The 17,328-nt window shown below is 55.3% G+C and carries 16 protein-coding genes and 1 tRNA gene; 14 read left to right on the top strand and 3 right to left on the bottom strand.

The features are described 5' to 3' along the window. The first annotated feature begins 2 nt into the window (after positions 1-2). Together VK738_08745 and VK738_08740 are read left to right on the top strand one after the other, a co-directional pair. On the top strand, positions 3-656 hold the full coding sequence (locus VK738_08745; GenBank protein HTD22727.1) for a hypothetical protein: 654 nt from the start codon (positions 3-5) through the stop codon (positions 654-656). 707 nt (positions 657-1,363) lie between these two features. After that, on the top strand, positions 1,364-3,316 hold the full coding sequence (locus VK738_08740) for a M1 family aminopeptidase (GenBank protein ID HTD22726.1): 1,953 nt from the start codon (positions 1,364-1,366) through the stop codon (positions 3,314-3,316). A 262-nt stretch (positions 3,317-3,578) separates the two neighbouring features. Here VK738_08740 and VK738_08735 read toward each other — a convergent pair whose 3' ends face one another. Both VK738_08735 and VK738_08730 read right to left on the bottom strand, forming a co-directional pair. Beyond that, positions 3,579-5,162 carry an acyl-CoA carboxylase subunit beta gene (locus tag VK738_08735; protein ID HTD22725.1) on the bottom strand — a complete coding sequence of 528 codons (1,584 nt, stop codon included), beginning with the start codon at positions 5,160-5,162 and terminating at the stop codon, positions 3,579-3,581. A 102-nt stretch (positions 5,163-5,264) separates the two neighbouring features. Next, positions 5,265-5,951, bottom strand: coding sequence for a hypothetical protein (locus VK738_08730; protein HTD22724.1), 687 nt, complete (start codon positions 5,949-5,951; stop codon positions 5,265-5,267). A 692-nt stretch (positions 5,952-6,643) separates the two neighbouring features. Between VK738_08730 and VK738_08725 the strand changes: the two genes are divergently transcribed. From VK738_08725 to VK738_08670, 12 genes are all read left to right on the top strand, one after another. Next, a complete protein-coding gene (locus VK738_08725; GenBank protein ID HTD22723.1) occupies positions 6,644-7,675 on the top strand; it encodes a hypothetical protein in 1,032 nt (343 codons plus the stop codon). 205 nt (positions 7,676-7,880) lie between these two features. Next, positions 7,881-7,954 (top strand) — tRNA-Gln (locus tag VK738_08720). A gap of 219 nt (positions 7,955-8,173) precedes the next feature. Further along, a complete protein-coding gene (locus VK738_08715) occupies positions 8,174-9,193 on the top strand; it encodes a ribose-phosphate pyrophosphokinase (GenBank protein HTD22722.1) in 1,020 nt (339 codons plus the stop codon). A 151-nt stretch (positions 9,194-9,344) separates the two neighbouring features. Next, positions 9,345-10,088 (top strand): 50S ribosomal protein L25, encoded by a 744-nt coding sequence (locus tag VK738_08710; GenBank protein HTD22721.1) that lies wholly within the window; start codon positions 9,345-9,347, stop codon positions 10,086-10,088. A gap of 41 nt (positions 10,089-10,129) precedes the next feature. Continuing rightward, positions 10,130-10,714 (top strand): aminoacyl-tRNA hydrolase, encoded by a 585-nt coding sequence (gene pth, locus VK738_08705; protein HTD22720.1) that lies wholly within the window; start codon positions 10,130-10,132, stop codon positions 10,712-10,714. Between the two features lie 93 nt (positions 10,715-10,807). After that, the gene (gene rpsF, locus VK738_08700) at positions 10,808-11,251 is read left to right on the top strand and encodes a 30S ribosomal protein S6 (GenBank protein HTD22719.1); all 444 of its coding nucleotides are present in this window, start codon (positions 10,808-10,810) and stop codon (positions 11,249-11,251) included. 119 nt (positions 11,252-11,370) lie between these two features. Continuing rightward, a complete protein-coding gene (rpsR, locus tag VK738_08695) occupies positions 11,371-11,694 on the top strand; it encodes a 30S ribosomal protein S18 (protein ID HTD22718.1) in 324 nt (107 codons plus the stop codon). An 81-nt stretch (positions 11,695-11,775) separates the two neighbouring features. Beyond that, on the top strand, positions 11,776-12,225 hold the full coding sequence (gene rplI, locus VK738_08690) for a 50S ribosomal protein L9 (protein ID HTD22717.1): 450 nt from the start codon (positions 11,776-11,778) through the stop codon (positions 12,223-12,225). A 334-nt stretch (positions 12,226-12,559) separates the two neighbouring features. Further along, complete coding sequence (locus tag VK738_08685) at positions 12,560-13,225, top strand: sigma-70 family RNA polymerase sigma factor (GenBank protein HTD22716.1); 666 nt, start codon at positions 12,560-12,562, stop codon at positions 13,223-13,225. Positions 13,226-13,272: 47 nt separating this feature from the next. Next, complete coding sequence (locus VK738_08680; protein HTD22715.1) at positions 13,273-14,217, top strand: HEAT repeat domain-containing protein; 945 nt, start codon at positions 13,273-13,275, stop codon at positions 14,215-14,217. 46 nt (positions 14,218-14,263) lie between these two features. Then, complete coding sequence (locus VK738_08675; GenBank protein ID HTD22714.1) at positions 14,264-15,484, top strand: hypothetical protein; 1,221 nt, start codon at positions 14,264-14,266, stop codon at positions 15,482-15,484. Positions 15,485-15,578: 94 nt separating this feature from the next. Continuing rightward, entirely contained in the window at positions 15,579-16,664 is a 1,086-nt protein-coding gene (locus tag VK738_08670; protein ID HTD22713.1) for a PDZ domain-containing protein, read from the top strand. A 410-nt stretch (positions 16,665-17,074) separates the two neighbouring features. Here the strand turns inward: VK738_08670 and VK738_08665 are convergent. Then, on the bottom strand, positions 17,075-17,328 hold a 254-nt coding region (locus VK738_08665; GenBank protein HTD22712.1), incomplete at its 5' end, for a hypothetical protein.

Here is a 17,328-nt window from a genome sequence, read left to right as displayed (position 1 = left end):
CCATGAGCGTAGACATCTTCATATATTTATTTGATCCACAGCTCAATGAGGGATCCGTATTGCCGGCCTATCGGACCTTTGTCGACAAGGCAGACACCGTGCCTTTGGTGAAACTGCTGAGAGATGCCATCACGCAACTCGACTCGATGCCAATCGGTCAGTCGGCTCCCAGGTGGCCAAAAGCAGTTTATGAAGAAGACATCGCTATTCTCACTGGAAAGGAATACTACAGTTCAAAAGCGAAAGAGCCAAAAAAAGGCGATGTCACCACTCCCGAGGATATGCGCATCCTGGTCGAAAACTCGGTTGCTCCCGAGCTGCTAGAGGTCTTCTGCATTCCGCGAAATCTGGGGATCAATCCCGAGCAGAGCATGAGTCGCACCGCTCTCGTCAACTATCTCTACTCTCAGTCCACGTGGATCGAAGACTATTTTACTGGTTCGAAGCACGTGACTGGCCCAGTTCCAGAAATCAAACTCGGTGAGTGGTGTCAATTTTTCACCCAAGATGAGGTCGAAGCTTTCGACAGAGAACTATCCCGAATAGAGCGCCCAACGGACGATAGGGTTTTGGCTGATGGCTTTGACAACCTTCGTAATCTCGTTCACATGGCGGCCACGAACCCCAATCTCAAACTTCTCTACGTTTACACGTAGAAGGACGAGAACAGGGGTTGAGCATCCCTTGTTCTGAAAGCGTTCCTCAAGCAACAACTTAGGTCCGCGGAAGCCCGGTTGCCAGGGCCGCCTTTGGCTTTGGCAGCTTGGAGCCGTTCCTAAAATGGGTATCATTGTGGTACCAATCTCTTAATCTCTTAACGATTGTGGTCTATCATTCACCTGAGGGATGGTCTAGGCCATTTCGCAGACATAATGTTCTTTGAAAATTCTTGGAGCGGCGAGCCTGGGGCTGTCTTCTTATGTGCTCTCACCACTTCCGGCAGACGAGCAGCTAGTCCCTCGCCCCGGATCGATTTTCGCCAGTAATGACGAGGGTTAGACGCGATTTGGGGCCCTTCACCCACCTGCTAGCAAGTGGGGGGATCCCCCAAAATACGGCCAAGCCATCCGGGCAATTGAGCCGACTTCTTGGAGCTTGGCCTGCCCCGTCTGCCCCGGCGAAGCCGTGGGTGTATCCCGTCCGCGATTTTTGCAGCAGCCAAAGTTTATTAGAGTGCAAACATTTCTCAGCGGGTAGCTGGGAATTCGATGGACTGGCAAGACCCAAGCTTGCCTGGGGCCCCCCAGAGTGCAGGATCTAGGTTGTCGGTTCCGGGTGAAAGCCGTACCAACAAGGCCAAAAGCAAGCAGACAAGATGGGGGTATAATCGTGCCGTCTTTGGAGTCAAAGGGAATTCCCGTTCATGCAAACTGTCCGACAGGCCCTGCGGCGCACTTACATTCTCTTGGGCCTGATTTTTTCTTTTGTCGCCCCAGTTCTGGCAGCGGAAGGGGCACGCGCCAAAGCGCAGGACTACCTGATTGACGCTGAGATCGAACCGCAGACGCACCAGCTCACGGCGCGTGTGCGCGTCAAGTTCCTGGTCACCGGCGATACAAATTTCGCCAGTTTTGAGTTGAACAACGCCCTCCGGATCACCAAGATACTGGATGCCAACGGGAAGGCGCTTTCTGTAGAGCGCATCCCTCAGGACAACGTGGTCCGCGTCGCCTTGCCCAACGGTTTGAACAAGGGCGACAGCAGCAGCATCACTTTCGAATACGAAGGCAAGCTGGCCAATGCCGACGATAGTCCTGTGGAAGGACTGAAGCTCGCCTACGTGGGCGAGGACGTAACCTACCTGCTCTATCCCGGCCGCTGGTTTCCCATTACCAACTATGGCATGGACCGCTTTACGGCGATCATCCATATCACCGCACCGGCAGGCACCATTATTATTGGCAGCGGCCTGGCTGCGGCAGCTCAACCGGCATCGGCGAAAAAAAACGTGGCCACGTTCTCCTGGCAAAAACCCAGCTTTCCCGGCACCATCATCGCCGGGCCTTTTGTTGAGGCCGACAGCGGAAACGTAAGGGTTTTCGTTCATCCCAACAAAAAGCAGTATGCGGCCGCTTATGCCGAGACGGCCGGCAAAGAGCTGGAGTATTTCTCCGGCATGTACGGCGTGGCGACCACTCCGTTTCTTCGCGTGGTCGAGTTGCCGGATGATACCGTGCCCGCCTGGTGGGCGCCGGAAATTGCCGCCATCGCCGGCCACGACATACAGGAAAAAACCAACTACCGGCTGCTGGCCGATACCATCGCGCATCAGTGGTGGGGCGTCTCGGTAAGTCCAGCCAGCAAGGACGATCTCTGGCTGGCGGATGGCGGTGCGCGCTACTCGGAGATGCGGTATGTGCAGAATTCTGCCGGCCAGCAGGCTTTTGAAGATGCCACCAAGGACATGGCAGTGGGCGCGCTAGCGTATGACACCGTGCCCCTTTCGAGCATTAGCAAGCTCGATCTGTTTTCGCCTCAATTCCAGGCCCTGGCCACCGACAAGGGCGGCATGATCTTTCACATGCTGCGTTGGGTGATCGGAGATGCCGCGTTTGATAAGAGCATGAAGGAATTCATGGATGACTTCAGGGGAAAACCGGCCAGCGTTGCCGATCTGGAGGCTATTGCGGAAAAGAATTCAGGAGAAACGCTCACCACCTTCTTCTCGCAATGGATCGATGGAACGGGAGCGCCGGAGTTCAAATTGAAACATACGATCTCCCGAACCGACAAAGGCTTCCGCATCGTGGGGCAGATTTCTCAGGACCTGGACTTGTTCCGCATGCCACTGGAACTCAAGGTTGATACCGATGGCCAGAGCGAGATGAAGCGCATTGAAGTCACGGGGACGCAGTCATCGTTCTCGGTGGAAACCTTTGGCCAGCCGCGCCGTCTCACGCTCGATCCCAACAACTGGGTGCTGAAGTATTCACCCGATCTGCATGTGCGGGTGGCCATCCGCCGCGGCCAGGAGCTGACGGCACAAGGCGATCTAGCCGGGTCGTTGAGCGAGTTCAACAAAGCGCTCGAGATCAACAAGAAAAGCTCGCTGGCCCACTACCGCAAGGCGGAGGTGTTTTATCTCCAGCGCAACTATCAGTCTGCCGCCAATGAATACCGCGAGAGCATCAACGGCGACGACGACCCCCGCTGGACAGAGGTCTGGAGCCACATCGGATTGGGCAAGATTTTTGACATTGTGGGCCAGCGCGAGCGGGCGGTCAACGAATACCGGCAGGCAATTCAGACCAACGACAATACTCAGGGCGCTCTGGACGAAGCCCGCAGATATCTGGAGACTCCCTATCAGCGATAAAGCAGGAAATTTAACCACAAAGGGCACAAAGAAAAGCTGACCGCGGATTTCGCGGATTCACGCGGATTTTAAATATGGAAGTAAAGGCCGCGAGTGCTCTTCAGAAAATGCCTTGACGCAACCTGGGCAACCGAAGCATTCTCGGGGTCCTTCGACTTCGTCCTCGCTCCTGCGTCGCTCGGACTCCGCTCAGGATGGCAGCTTGGAAGGTTGACGCAGAGACGTAGCATGCTACGTCTCTACCAGAATTTTTTGGTATCCCTTACAGCGGTATGTTGCCGTGCTTTTTGGGCGGGTTTTTGTCGCGCTTGCCGTCTAGCATCTCCAGCGCCTGGATCAGTTTTTTGCGGGTTTCTCTTGGAGCGATGACGGCGTCAATGTATCCGCGCTCGGCTGCGATGTAGGGGTTGGCGAAGCGGTCGCGGAATTCTTCGGTCTTTTCTTTGCGCATGGCGGCCAGGGCGGCTTCGCGCTCTTCCGGATTAGTGAAACCATTGGCGGCTTTTTCCAACTCGCGTTTGTAGACAATATTCACCGCGCCCTCGGGTCCCATGACGGCGATCTCTGCCGTGGGCCAGGCGTAATTCACATCCGTGCGGATGTGCTTGCTCGACATCACGCAGTAAGCCCCGCCATAGGCTTTGCGGGTGATGACCGTGATCTTGGGGACGGTGGCTTCGGCGAAAGCATAGAGCAGCTTGGCCCCGTGCTTGATGATGCCGCCGAACTCCTGCTGCGTGCCCGGCAGAAATCCGGGGACATCTTCGAAGGTAATCAGCGGAATGTTGAAGGCATCGCAGAAGCGCACAAAGCGCGCGCCTTTGACGGAGGCGTTGATATCGAGCGTGCCCGCTAGAAACGCCGGCTGATTGGCGACGATACCGACACTGCGTCCGTTGAGCCGGGCAAAGCCCACCAGAATATTTTTCGCGTAGTGCTCGTGGACTTCAAAAAAATCGCCGTCATCCACCACCGCGTGGATTACATCTTTCATGTCGTAAGGCTGATTGGATTCAGTGGGCACCAGAGAATCGAGCTTTTCGTCGGCGCGGTCCGCTGGATCGGTGGCGCTGCGCCGCGGCGGGTCGTCAACATTGTTTGAGGGAAGAAAACTCAACAGCTCGCGGATCATGCTCAGGCATTCGCCATCGTCGTGGGCCTCGAACTGGGCCACGCCCGAGGCTTCGTTGTGGGTGGCCGCGCCGCCAAGCTGTTCTTTGCTGACCTCTTCGTGGGTCACGGTCTTGATCACATCGGGCCCGGTGACGAACATATAAGAGGTCTTATCGACCATGAAGATGAAATCGGTGATGGCCGGCGAATACACCGCGCCGCCGGCGCACGGTCCCATGATCGCGGAAATCTGCGGAATCACTCCCGAAGCCAGGGTGTTGCGCAGAAAAATATCGGCGTAGCCGGCCAGCGACATCACGCCTTCCTGGATGCGCGCGCCGCCCGAGTCGTTCAGGCCGATGACGGGCGCGCCCACGCGCATCGCCATATCCATGATCTTGCAGATTTTTGCGGCGTTGGTCTCGGAAAGCGAACCGCCAAAGACGGTGAAATCCTGGGCAAAGACGAAGACCAGGCGGCCTTCGATGCGTCCATAGCCGGTCACGAAGCCGTCACCGTAAAGCTTCTGCTCGGCCATGCCGAAGTCGTTGCAGCGGTGGGTTACCAGCTTGTCGGTTTCTTCGAAGGTGCCTTCGTCGAGCAGGAACTCAATGCGCTCCCGCGCCGACATTTTGCCCTCGCGGTGCTGCCGGGTGCGGCGCTCTTCACCGCCGCCGGCCTGGGCGATGGAATCGCGGCGTTTGAGCTCCGCCAGTTTTTCTTCAAGGTTCATGATTTGGAATTATAAATAACCGCGGAGGCGCGGAGACGCGGAGGAAGTACGAAGTAAGAAATGAGAAGTAAGAAGTATTTCTGACTTCATACTTCTTAACTTTTACAGCGTTCCGCCGCCGGGCATGTACCTGTATTTCTTACCATCCCAGAAGATGAGTGAACTCATGGTGTCGCTCTCTTCCACGCGAATCGCGTTCACGGACTTCTTTTTCAGCGTGGCGTGCGCCACCGAGGCTAGCTCGAAAGGAACATTGATGACCACAAATTTGGCCTTGGGGGTTTCGGCGCGCCATCCCTCTTTACCCGAGCCGTGGATGATGAGCAGATCCAGGTTATGAACCGGGTCCTGGGCGTTGAAATCCATCGTGACTTCCGGATTGCCGTATCCGAAGTGTGCGTTATAAGGATCGCTCACTTTGTAGTGAAAGGCATCACTTTCGATGAGAGCATTTTTGTTGCGCGCGATAATGACAGCGTCTTCTACGCCGTCGCCGTCGAAATCACCGACCAACAGCGGGCTCCAGGTTGCGGGGGTGGGTTCGTCGTTGAGCACTTTGGCGCCTCCAATCCTGGACAAAGGCGGTTCGGTCACAACTTCAAATCCTGCGCCAAATTGCTTCTGCACCAGCGCCTGCAAATCCGCCAGCGGAATCTGTTCCGTTGCGGCAGAGATGGTTACGCCGCTTGCGGGAGCAGGGCTTGAGGTGGCAGGGGTTTGTCCCCAGACCAGGAAGCCGGACAGAATGCTGGAAACCAATAAAATGCGGGCGAAACTGGAGTTGCACATATAGCTACTCTACCCCGCTTTCAGACGAATGCAACTGCTTTGTACCGATTCCGGCAATATCTAGGTTTAACCACTTACTTACAGAGAATTGAATCATTGGGTCATCGGGTCATTGTTTCATTGAGGAATTTGGTAGTTGTGTAATTGGGGTCAATTAAGGGCAGGGATAGACTGAATAAATTGCACTGTTACTCAATGTTCAATGATTCAATAAATCTTCAGTGAATCAATGACCCGATGATTCAATGACCCAATGATCCGATGACTCAATGATTCAATCCTGCATTAAACGGTTTTAAGATCTTCAGATAAAAGCTGAGACTTTCCGCCTGAAAGTGTGTTTATAATCAGCAACCTGACGAAACGCACTGAGAGGGTTAAACGCCTGTCGCACCTCGACCCCACAATCTCGGTTCGGCATGTGCCTCTCAGTGCCCTTATCTTTCGATAACTGCATTACCCACATCAGTTGAAAATCCTTCTTTTGCTGATGCTACTCGTGGCTATGACAATTGATTCATTGAGTCATTGGGTCATCGAGTCATTACAGGATTTGGTAATTGGTGTAATTGAGCCGATGCACAAATCACAACTACAATTCCGCAATTCCCCGATTACACAATTACTCAATTCTGCAATGACCCGATGATTCAATGACCCGATGACTCAATGAGTCAGTTTAGAATGAGTTCATGTCCGTTGCGGTCAGGTCATTCGCCAAAATTAATTTGGGACTGTGCATTGGCGCCAGGCGCGAAGACGGATTTCATGATTTGCACACCGTCTATCAGACCGTTGCCCTGCATGACGTGGTTCGGGTTGAGGCGGGGCGCGGTGTGGGAATTGAAATCCGCTGTCACAATACGGCAGTTCCCTGCGATGAGAGCAACACCTGTTACCGCATTGCCGAGCGCGTGCTGCGCTCCCTGAAAACCCGGGCCAAAATCACAATCAGCATCGAAAAAAAACTTCCGGTGCAGGGCGGCATGGGAGCAGCTTCATCGAATGCCGTGGCCACCATGCTGGCGATGGAACAAGCCCTCAAAGCGCGGATTGCTCCCGAAGAGAAATTGCGCATTACGGCTGAAGTGGGATCTGATGTCCCTTTATTTCTTGTGGGCGGGACAATTCTCGGGCTGGGCCGGGGTGAACAGGTTTATCCGTTGGCAGATTTGCCTGCCATCCCCTGCGTGATTGCCACCCCCGCGATTGGAGTTTCCACCCCAAAGGCATTTGCCGATTGGGACAAACTCATGGCGGAAGCGGATACATCACCATCCGGGCGGCGTAAGCCTTCTTCTTATATTGCTACTTCTTATACTGCCCCTACCCCAAAATTGACTGAGAACAACAGCTTCGATAGAATAAATAGGTTCAGCTTGGGTGTTTTTTCCTGGCTGTGTAGTTCTGCAACCGGCGTCTCCGCAAAGGGCGGAGGCCGGGCCGAGGCACCTCTTCTCGACCTTGTCCGTGCCGGGATCGAAAACGACTTCGAGCGGGTCGTATTTCCTCAGCATCCCGAATTGCGTGACGTGAAGCGTGTGCTTGAAGGTGCGGGTGCGCAGTATGCCTCGCTCTCCGGCTCGGGCTCAACGGTCTACGGACTGTTTGCCAGCAAGGCCGCTGCCCAAAAAGGCGCGCAAAAGCTGGCGGCAAACGGCATTCCGGCGCAAGCAACCATGACGTTGACACGGCGAGAATATTGGCGAAAAATTTTTAAGTAGTCGTTTGTCAGCAGGGTTGCTGGTAAACGATCACGGTGGGAACCTCGTCACAGAATTCATGAACGTTAGTCGAAGTTGATGAAGACCACTGGGCGGTCGACTAATGGTAGGTCAAGTGCCATTCCACCCCACCGCACGAAGCGTGCGGCGGGGACCCCGGCACAGAAATTTTGTACGTTAGTCGAAGGAGTTGGGTGTGAACTACTGGGCGGTCGACTAATGGTAGGTCAAGTGCCTTTGGAGCACTTTGTCTAGGTTCGAATCCTAGCCGCCCAGCCAAGAATACAAGTACTCAGTTGTCAGTACTCAGTTAAATCGTAGCAGGATTTCTGAGATGAGAGGGTCTGACGAAGTTGGCTTCTGAGTACTGAGTACCGGGTACTGAGTACTAAAACTGAGTACTAAATGTGTTGCAAGCGACGTTGAGTTGCTGGACAATATAGCCCCCAAAATCGCGAAACCTGGAGGCTGAGTACTACCGAGTACTGAGTATTAACTATGGCAACAACAATAAGCACAGCGACGGAGAAGGCAAAAGTGCAGCCTAAGAGTGAGCGCAAGCCGCAGCGCGCACGCCGCGACGACAAGTTCAAGATTTTTTCCGGCTCGGCCAACGAGGCTTTGACCGATGAGGTCTGCAATTTTCTGGATCTACCGCGCGCGCAAGCGCACATGACGCGTTTTTCCGATGGTGAAGTCTACGTACAAATCCTGGAGAATGTTCGTGGAGCCGATGTTTTCGTGATTCAGCCCACATCGTTTCCTGTAGATGAGCACTTAATGGAGCTGTTGCTGATGATTGATGCACTGAAGCGCGCCTCGGCGCGGCGCATCACGCCGGTGATCCCGTATTTCGGATATGCGCGCCAGGACCGCAAGGACAAGCCGCGTGTTCCAATTTCCAGCAAGCTGGTGGCCGACCTTTTAACCACCGCTGGAGCCAACCGGGCGCTGATGGTGGACCTGCATGCTCCGCAGATTCAGGGCTTTTTCAACATTCCGGTGGATCATCTGTTCGCTTCGCCGGTGCTGGTAGATCACTTTCGCAAGCTGAATTTGCCAAACCTGACCGTGGTTTCACCTGATGCCGGGGGCGTGGAACGCGCGCGCTTCTTCGCTAAAAAGATGGAAGCTCCGATGGCCATTGTGGATAAGCGCCGCACCGACATGAATGTGACCGAAGTGATGCACGTGATCGGTGATGTGCATGACCGTACTTGCCTGATTCTGGATGACATTATTGATACCGCCGGCACTCTGGTGAAAACGGCTGAAGCCCTCATCAAGAATGGGGCGATGAAGGTGTATGCCTGCGCATCGCATCCGGTGCTGTCGGGGGAGGCCATCGCGCGCATCTCCACGTCTCATCTGGAAGAGGTCGTGGTGACCAATACCATTCCGCTGACCAACGCGGGCAAGAACGAACCCAAGATTAAAGTGCTCTCCATCGCCGGCCTGCTGGCGCGGGCGATCCAGTCTATACACGAAGAGACTTCGGTGAGCACATTGTTTACTTAGAAGACAGCCGCTAGCTTCTAGCCTCTAGCTGTATTAGAGCTTGGGCGACGCAGGCTGAAGATTTTGAACCGAGATTTTGAAGGAAAGGATTTCTGTCTGAGCCACCAGAATTCGACACAGCTAGTGGCTAGAAGCTAGAGGCTAAATTTTTATGGCAACTGCAACAGCAAAAAACGAAAAAACAATAGAAGCTCAGGTCCGCACCCAGGAATCGCGCGGCAAGAATGAAGCGCGGCGGCTGCGGGTGAGCGGCAAGATTCCCGCGGTGGTGTACGGCGCCAAGAAAGAAACCGTGGCCGTGAGCGTTGATCCCAAAGAGATCACCTACATCCTGCAATCCGAGACCGGACACAACACCATCTTCGACCTGAAACTCGGCGACGAGAGCACCAAGGCCATGATCGTAGATTGGCAATACGAACCGATCAAAGGCAAGTTGATGCACATTGACATGAAGCGCATCGCCATGGACCAGAAGCTGCGGGTCAAGGTGCCGATCCATCTCACGGGGACCGCCGAAGGCGTGAAGACACAGGGCGGAATCCTGGAGCAGATATTGCGCGAGGTGGAAATTGAGTGTCTGCCTTCGAACATCCCCAGCCACATTGATGCCGATGTGACCGCGCTGGTCTTCGGACAAGTGCTGCGCGTCTCTGATCTTCCGCACGCCGGAGACATGAAATTTGTGACCGATGAAAACCAGCCGGTGGCGCACATCACCGCAGTGAAAGAAGAAGCGGCGCCGACGCCAGACGCCGTTGCCGAGGCTGCTGCCGCTACTCCTGCCGAGCCCGAGGTCATCAAGAAGGGCAAGCAGGAGACCGAGGAAGGCGCTGCCGCTGCACCGGCTGCCGAAGCCAAGCCGGAAAAGGGCGAGAAGAAAGAGAAGAAGTAGTAGGCGTTTACGTATCCGTGATTGCGGGGCCTTTATAGAACATGAAATTGATCGTCGGGCTCGGCAACCCGGGTATTGAATATCAGTTCACGCCGCATAACATGGGCTTTCTGGCCATTGACAGGATCGCCGAAAAACATGGTGTGCGGGTCATCAACCGGCATTGCCATTCGCTTACCGCGAAGGTCAAGGTCGGCGAAGTAGAAGCTCTGCTGGCCAAGCCGGAAACCTTCATGAACCTGAGCGGTATGGCGGTGCGTGAACTGGTGGGCAAGTACGAGGCTGACCCGGCAAAAGATCTGGTCGTGCTCTATGACGAACTGGATTTTCCGCTGGGTACGCTGCGCATTCGAGAGCGTGGATCGAGCGCCGGCCATAATGGGTTGGAATCCATTATGGGCGCGTTGAACACCCAGGAGTTTGTGCGAGTCCGCTTAGGGATTGGGCCCGAGCACAAAGTTCGCGATGGCGCAGGTTACGTGCTTTCGCAGTTTAAGAAGGCGCAGTACGAAACCATAGACCTGGTTTTAGACCGCGCCGCTGACGCGGTTGAGGTCATCCTCAAGGAAGGCGTCGGCCGCGCCATGAACCGCTTTAATCAGCGGGAAAAGGACGATGAAGTTTAGTTGACGGATGAGGCGCCGGGCCAAAGTGAAACCGGTATTGAGGTACAGACAGAATTTTAGCTTCCAGTTTTTCGGGAAGCGTGGAGATACGAAATGCAACGCACTTACGAATTAATGTTTATTGTCCGGCCCGATATGGCCGACGAAGATGTGGATAAGCTCATTGGCACGCTGGAATCCAACGTGACCACAGCCGGCGGAACGGTGAAGCACACCGAACGCATGGGCAAGCGCCGCCTGGCTTACACGGTACGCAAATTCAATGAAGGCCTGTATATCCTGCTGACGCTCCAAGGCACCGGCGAGATGATCCACGAGGTCGAACGCCGTCTGCGCGTCGCTGAACCGGTAATCAAGTTCATCAGCGTGCGCGTGGATGAGGAGCACAAGCGGTTGGACAAGATCAAGGCCCTTCGGGCCAGCCGTGTGAAGCGCAGTCCTGCTTCGGCTTCGGCTCCGGCCGCGAGTGTGGTTGCGGCCCCGGCAGCGGAGCCCGCGGCCGAAGCCGGCAGCGCGCCCGCAACGGCTACGGTTTAGGATTTGCAAGGGTTTTTCGTAGAGACGTAGCTTGCTACGTCTCTTCTAACGCCAGGCGTTGCCAATCGTCCCAGGCAGCAGAGGCTTGGCAGATTTTTGAATAGAATTGAGGAAAAGTTATGGCAGACGAAGAAGTACAGACAACCCAGGCACCAGAAGTTGAAAGCAAACCCGGTCCGCAACGCCGGCCCGGCGGCGGAGCGGGACGCGGCGAAGGCGGCCGCAAGTTTTTCCGCCGCAAGAAAGTGTGCAAATTCTGCGTGGAAAAAATTGATTCCATCAATTACAAGGACGTGCGCCTGCTCTCGCAGTTTGTGGCCGAGCGCGGCAAGATTGTTCCCCGCCGGTTGACCGGGGTTTGCACGCCGCACCAGCGCCGGTTGAGCGCGGCCATCAAGCAGGCCCGCAATATCGCGTTGCTGCCCTTTGCAGCAAGATTCTAGCGGCCCATTCTCTTCGGCTCCCGGCTGTCGCTCAGCATGGAGTGTACGTGGGCCAACGAAGAAATTTATAGGAGGTTCAGCATGGAAGTCATATTAAAAGAAGACGTACAAAAACTCGGCCATCGCGGGGACGTCGTGAAAGTGGCCGACGGATACGGAAGAAATTTTTTGTTGCCGCGCAAATTGGCGATTGAAGCCACGCCGGCCAATCGCGCCGTGATTGAGCAGATGAAGGCTGCGGCCGTGCGCCGTTCCGTGAAAGAGAAGTCCGATGCCGAGGCGCTGGCTAAACAGTTTGCGACGGTGCATCTTACATTTCTGCGCAAGGTGGGTGAACGTGACCACCTCTTCGGTTCCGTGACCTCGGCCGACATTGCCCAGGAGATGGAAGCCCGCGGCTTTAACCTTGATCGCCGCAAGATCCAGCTCGAGGAACCATTGAAGACGCTGGGCGATTTTGACGTGCAGATCAGGTTGCACCGTGACATCGCTGCACCCATCAAAGTCACCATCAAGCCAGACACTGAATAGATTGAACGATTGAGTCATCGGGTGATTGGGTCATTGCTCAATCACCCGATTTACTTTTATGCTTCCACATTCGCCCTGGTGGCTTTCCATCTATGGAGTTCGGTAGCAAAATCCCGCTCGGCGGGACCGCAACGCCCTCTCCCACCGCTTCCCATAAGAGGTTTTTCCCTGTCATAATTTGCTTACGAAACTGCTCTGCTGCCGTCTATTCAAGTGCCCAGTAGAGACACCGAAAATTGGATGTCTTCTGAAAGGTGGAGCACAGGTTGAGACAAATGCCGGCCGAGACAATCTTGGGTTTAGGATTGAAGGTTGGCGGACAGGAACCCCACCCATGAGTGTTATGGAAAATGTGGTGGGCGTGATAAGCAGTCCCGCGGATACATCCCCCGTACGGGGAACCATGGTCAGCCAGGCTCTGAGGCGCGTAGACGATAACGTCCTGATACGCGAGGCGCAGCGCGGCAATCGCGCAGCCTTCGAGGAATTGGTGCGCCAATATGACCATGCGGTATTGCGCCTGGCGCTGCGACTGACCGCCTCTGAACAAGACGCGCAAGACATCTACCAGGAAGCCTTTCTCAAGGCCTACCGCAACCTGGTCAGCTTCCGCTTCGAGTGTTCATTTTATACGTGGATCTACCGCATCGTGACCAATCTGTGCCTGGATCACTTGCGTAAGAAAAACGTGCGCAAAGAAGAAGCGCCGGTGACCACCATGCAGGATGGCACTGAGCTGAGCCTGATCGACCAGGTGGCCGATGATCGCTCGCACAGCAATCCTGAACGCGACTTGATGCGCCGCGAGCTAGGCCACAAGATTGGACTGGCTTTAAACCGGCTCACGCCGCGCGAGCGCATGGTATTTGAGCTGAAGCATTACCAGGGGCTTAAACTGCGCACCATCGGCGAAATGTTGAGTACGACGGAAGAGACAGCCAAGAATACGCTCTTCCGCGCTACACAAAAGTTGCGTGGTGCGCTGTCTGAAATGAGATGAATTATGTAGAGACGTAGCATGCTACGTCTCTAAAGTGAGAGTCAACGATGAACTGCGAGTTGTTTAAACAAAACGTTATTTTGCTGGTTTATGATGAGCTGCCTGACGACATACTCTTTGAAATGCGGCAGCATGCCGAGCGTTGCCCGGCCTGCAATCTGGAACTCGAGTCGGCGCAGCAGTTTCGGAAAGATGTAAGCGCTGCCCCGGCCCTCGAGCCAACACCCAACCTGCTGGCGGCCTCGCGCATGAGCCTGCAAGAGGCCCTGGAAACCGCCGAGACTGCTCGCGGCTGGCGCGCATGGGTCTTTCATCTGGTTTGGGACCCGGTGGATTGGCTGCGGCAGATCAGATTTTCCCCCGCGCTGGCAGCAGCAATCCTGATTGTGGGCTTTGCCGGAGGGGTGCTGACAGCCTTCAAAATTAAGACGCCTCCGGTTAGCGGTATTGCCCAAATTGGAAATGGCCAATCTGCCGAAGCCTCCATTGCCGGAATTCGTGGCATCACCCAAGACCCCAACACCAACAGCGTTCAAATCAGCTACGACAAGCTTCTACCCTCATCCGCGCAAGGTTCGATTAACAATCCAGACATTGAGAAGCTGCTGCTGTACGCCGCTCACACCCAGGAGAACCCCGGTGTGCGGGTAGAGTCGGTTGCTATCCTGTCGCAAAAGTGCGATGAAGCACAGGTGCGCCAGGCCATGATGCGTGCATTGCTGGATGACCACAATCCCGGCGTGCGTTTGCAGGCATTGGAGGGGCTCGAGGAATACGTAAAAGAAGATGTCCAGGTCCGCGATGCTGTTGTCCAGGCTCTGCTGAATGACACCAATCCCGGGGTGCGTACCGAGGCGATCCGGCTGTTACAACCGGTCAAGGCAGACAGCACGGTGCGCAGCGCCTTCGAGCGTCTCTCCAAGCGGCACGATAACGAGTACATCCGCTCCGAATCAGAGCGTACACTGGCCTCGCTTCCGAATATTGATTAGCAAAAGAGACAGGGAAAGCACGACCATTAAATAGGGAACCAACGTCATGAAGAAGAGAATACAAATCGCACTGACCGCCCTCGCACTGGTTGGTGCAGCCGTCGCGCAAGAGGCAAAAGTTTACCGCGAAGGCGAAGCCTGGGTGGAAGAAACCACGGGAAGCCTGCCGGCGCAGCGCAATCTGAAGCTGATTACAAACCTGGGGTCGGTGCACATCCAGGGCGGCACGGCAAACAACATCTCCTATACGGTGAAGAAGCGGGTCTACAGTGCATCGAAGCAGGAGGCACAGCGCGTGTTTGATCTCATCCGGGTCACCGCCAGCACGCAAGGCGATACCGTGACCCTCTACGGACAGGGTCCCAGGAACTATGGCCGCGGGCGCTCGTATTGCGCTGATTTTGACATCCATACTCCACAGGCGCTTGATCTGGTGAACGCGCACACGGGTGGCGGGAGTCTTACTGTTAATTCCATCAACGGGCGGGTAGACGCGGATACTGGCGGGGGCAACGTTTCGCTTGATAACATTGGCGGCGCCATTGACGCCTCGAGCGGAGGCGGTTCCGTTGATGTAGGGACGGCGGGTTCGGAGGTCAAGCTGGAGACCGGCGGTGGCAAGATCAGCCTGCGCTCCGCCAAGGGAGCCGTGCATGCCCATAGTGGAGGCGGAGCCATCCACGTTGATTCGGGCAGCCAAAGCATTTACCTGAACACGGGGGGCGGGCCGATTGTGGTTGCTAACTGTGGCGGCGACCTGACAGCAGAGACCGGGGGCGGCAACATTAGCGCCGGCACCGTAGGCGGCAGCGCCACGCTGAGGACGGGCGGAGGCCCGATCAAGTTGAGTTCTGCTAATGGCCCAGTCAGGGCAAGGACCAGCGGGGGCGGCGTGGAGCTTTACAAGCTGATGAGCGGCGCTCAGATTGAGACGGCCGGAGGCCAGATTACGGCTGAATTTATAGGACAAGGCGTCAACTTCACCGATTCGCGCCTGGAAACCGGCGCAGGCGATATTCGGGTCTATCTTCCCGCAGACCTTCCGGTGACCGTGCAGGCAGCCATTGATATAGCCTCGTGGCAAAAGATCCGCTCCGAATTCCCGGAGCTGCAAATTTCCTCAGAGGGGCCCGATTTTGGCCCCAAAGAAACCTACTGCCAGGGTAATTTAAATGGCGGCGGCAAGGTGCTTCATATTCATACCAGCACCGGCAGTATCGAGTTGCTGAAACGAACCGTGTCTACGAGTGATCGTAGGCCGAGATAACGGTTTCGGAAGTAAGAAGTGAGAAGTGAGAAATAAGAAGTATAAAGGATGAAGTAAGCTTCTACTTCATTCCGACTTCTTCAGGAGAAGTTTTATGCGTAGCTTGTTGAGCAAGATTCTACTGATGGTGATGGCCGTATCCCTTTCGGCCTGGGCCGCGGACGATGAATACCGTCACGAGCCAGGCGAGGCGGGCTCTGCCGCAAGCGGCGGTTCCCAGAGCAGCGGCTCCCATGTGGGCATTGATATACAGGAGCTTACAGAACCGGGCGAGCCGGGTTCTGGAGGTACCAGCTACTACGGTGGCTCTTATCTGGGCATTGATACCCAGGACATCACCTCCGAGCGCGTCGGCCCGCTCAAACTGAAAGAAGAGCGCGGAGTAGAAGTGGTGATGGTAGACCAGGATGCCCCCGCCGGCAAAGCCGGCATTAAAGAGCACGACGTTATCCTGGAATTCAACGGCACGCGGGTCGAAGGGGTTGAACAACTGCGCCGCTTGATCCATGAGATTCCCTCAGGGCGGACTGTAGCCTTAGGCCTCAGCCGCGATGGGCAACCGCTTACCTTACAAGTTCAGTTGGCAAACCGCACCAAGGCCATGACACAGATCGTTATTCCGCACATTCGGATAACGCCGCCCCAGATACCGGTTATGCCGGAAATCTCCATACCGCCGGACAATGACATCTTTGTCATCCGCACCGTACGCTCAGGATTGCAGGTTGAGAGTCTCACCCCGCAACTAGGCGAATTCTTTGGAGTCAAAGATGGCGGCGGCATCCTGGTACGCTCAGTAGATAAAGGCAGCCCAGCCGAGAGTGCCGGATTAAGAGCCGGAGACGTGATTGTGCGCGTTGAAAGCGAAAAAATCGCCAACCGCGGTGACTGGAGCATGGCCTTGCGCGCCCATAGCACGGGCAAGATCACGATTGGGGTTATCCGCGATAAACACGAGCAAAGCTTCTCTTTGACCCTTCCCGAGCGGTCGAAAGACCACTCCAGCCTCTGGGGGCCAGGGGATGGAATTCATTTGGAAGATTTGGACATTGAAATCAACCGCAGCGAACTGCAACGCATCAGCACCGAAGCCCGCCAGAAGGCAACCCAGATGCGCGACCAGGCGCGGGAAGAGATCCGCAAAGCCAGCGAGCAAACCAAGGTAGAGATGGAAAAGTAACTTAAACCCCAAATGGAAGAGCTGCGGCGCTCGCTGGATGAAATGCGGCGGGAGCTGCAAAAAGCAGCCAGGGAGTTGTAATTAGCACTCAGCTCAAGAAGCTTTTAGCTCTTAGCCTTTAGCTCTTAGCCAAAAACAAAAAGCTCGCCGCAGATTTCGCGGATTCAATTAGGGGGGCCACCCTGCTTGCTTGGGTCGCGGAAAAGAAGCCCTTAGCCTTTGGCTCTTAGCTTTTAGCCAAAAACAAAAACTCACCGCAGAGGACGCGGAGGCGTGCATAGGCAAATCGCTCTAGCGACGGGATACTGCTCTTATGAATTTTCAAAGACCGAAGGGCCTCATCCTTAATCTTTGGCCCTGCATTCCTGGGAATGCTTTTTTTTAAAACCTGTTGAATCTGCCTTTTTTTCTCAAAGCGTACGCATGTCACTCCGGTCGGGGTGGCGTAGGCCTTCTCGCTGCGGGGCTTTATTCTCCGGCTTTGGGATTGTGAACGGGGGAGAGGGAGAATTTCCGTGCAGGATCCGTTCATAGCGCTGGGGCGTTTGCTGATTTGCACCGGCGGCGGATTCGGGGCTGACGGTGTTTTGCCGGGCTAGATCTGGTTTGTCTTCTGGTGTGTCTTGCTTGTTGGCCGGGGAGTAGGGGCTGATGGCTTTCGTGC

This window comes from Terriglobales bacterium (assembly GCA_035487355.1).
GTDB lineage: Bacteria > Acidobacteriota > Terriglobia > Terriglobales > Acidobacteriaceae > QIAW01.
Note: the sequence above shows the minus strand (reverse complement) of the source record. Positions and strands in the feature narration are given on the sequence as shown.

Bases quoted from the DNA above. Each gene is read 5' to 3' on its own strand.
- VK738_08745 (HTD22727.1), top strand. From the start codon at position 3: ATGAGCGTAGACATCTTCATATATTTATTTGATCCACAGCTCAATGAG.
- rpsF (HTD22719.1), top strand. From the start codon at position 10,808: ATGCAACGCACTTACGAATTAATGTTTATTGTCCGGCCCGATATGGCC.
- VK738_08680 (HTD22715.1), top strand. From the start codon at position 13,273: ATGAACTGCGAGTTGTTTAAACAAAACGTTATTTTGCTGGTTTATGAT.
- VK738_08725 (HTD22723.1), top strand. From the start codon at position 6,644: ATGTCCGTTGCGGTCAGGTCATTCGCCAAAATTAATTTGGGACTGTGC.
- VK738_08710 (HTD22721.1), top strand. From the start codon at position 9,345: ATGGCAACTGCAACAGCAAAAAACGAAAAAACAATAGAAGCTCAGGTC.
- VK738_08740 (HTD22726.1), top strand. From the start codon at position 1,364: ATGCAAACTGTCCGACAGGCCCTGCGGCGCACTTACATTCTCTTGGGC.
- VK738_08730 (HTD22724.1), bottom strand. From the start codon at position 5,951: ATGTGCAACTCCAGTTTCGCCCGCATTTTATTGGTTTCCAGCATTCTG.
- rpsR (HTD22718.1), top strand. From the start codon at position 11,371: ATGGCAGACGAAGAAGTACAGACAACCCAGGCACCAGAAGTTGAAAGC.
- VK738_08685 (HTD22716.1), top strand. From the start codon at position 12,560: ATGAGTGTTATGGAAAATGTGGTGGGCGTGATAAGCAGTCCCGCGGAT.
- VK738_08675 (HTD22714.1), top strand. From the start codon at position 14,264: ATGAAGAAGAGAATACAAATCGCACTGACCGCCCTCGCACTGGTTGGT.
- VK738_08735 (HTD22725.1), bottom strand. From the start codon at position 5,162: ATGAACCTTGAAGAAAAACTGGCGGAGCTCAAACGCCGCGATTCCATC.
- VK738_08670 (HTD22713.1), top strand. From the start codon at position 15,579: ATGCGTAGCTTGTTGAGCAAGATTCTACTGATGGTGATGGCCGTATCC.
- pth (HTD22720.1), top strand. From the start codon at position 10,130: ATGAAATTGATCGTCGGGCTCGGCAACCCGGGTATTGAATATCAGTTC.
- rplI (HTD22717.1), top strand. From the start codon at position 11,776: ATGGAAGTCATATTAAAAGAAGACGTACAAAAACTCGGCCATCGCGGG.
- VK738_08715 (HTD22722.1), top strand. From the start codon at position 8,174: ATGGCAACAACAATAAGCACAGCGACGGAGAAGGCAAAAGTGCAGCCT.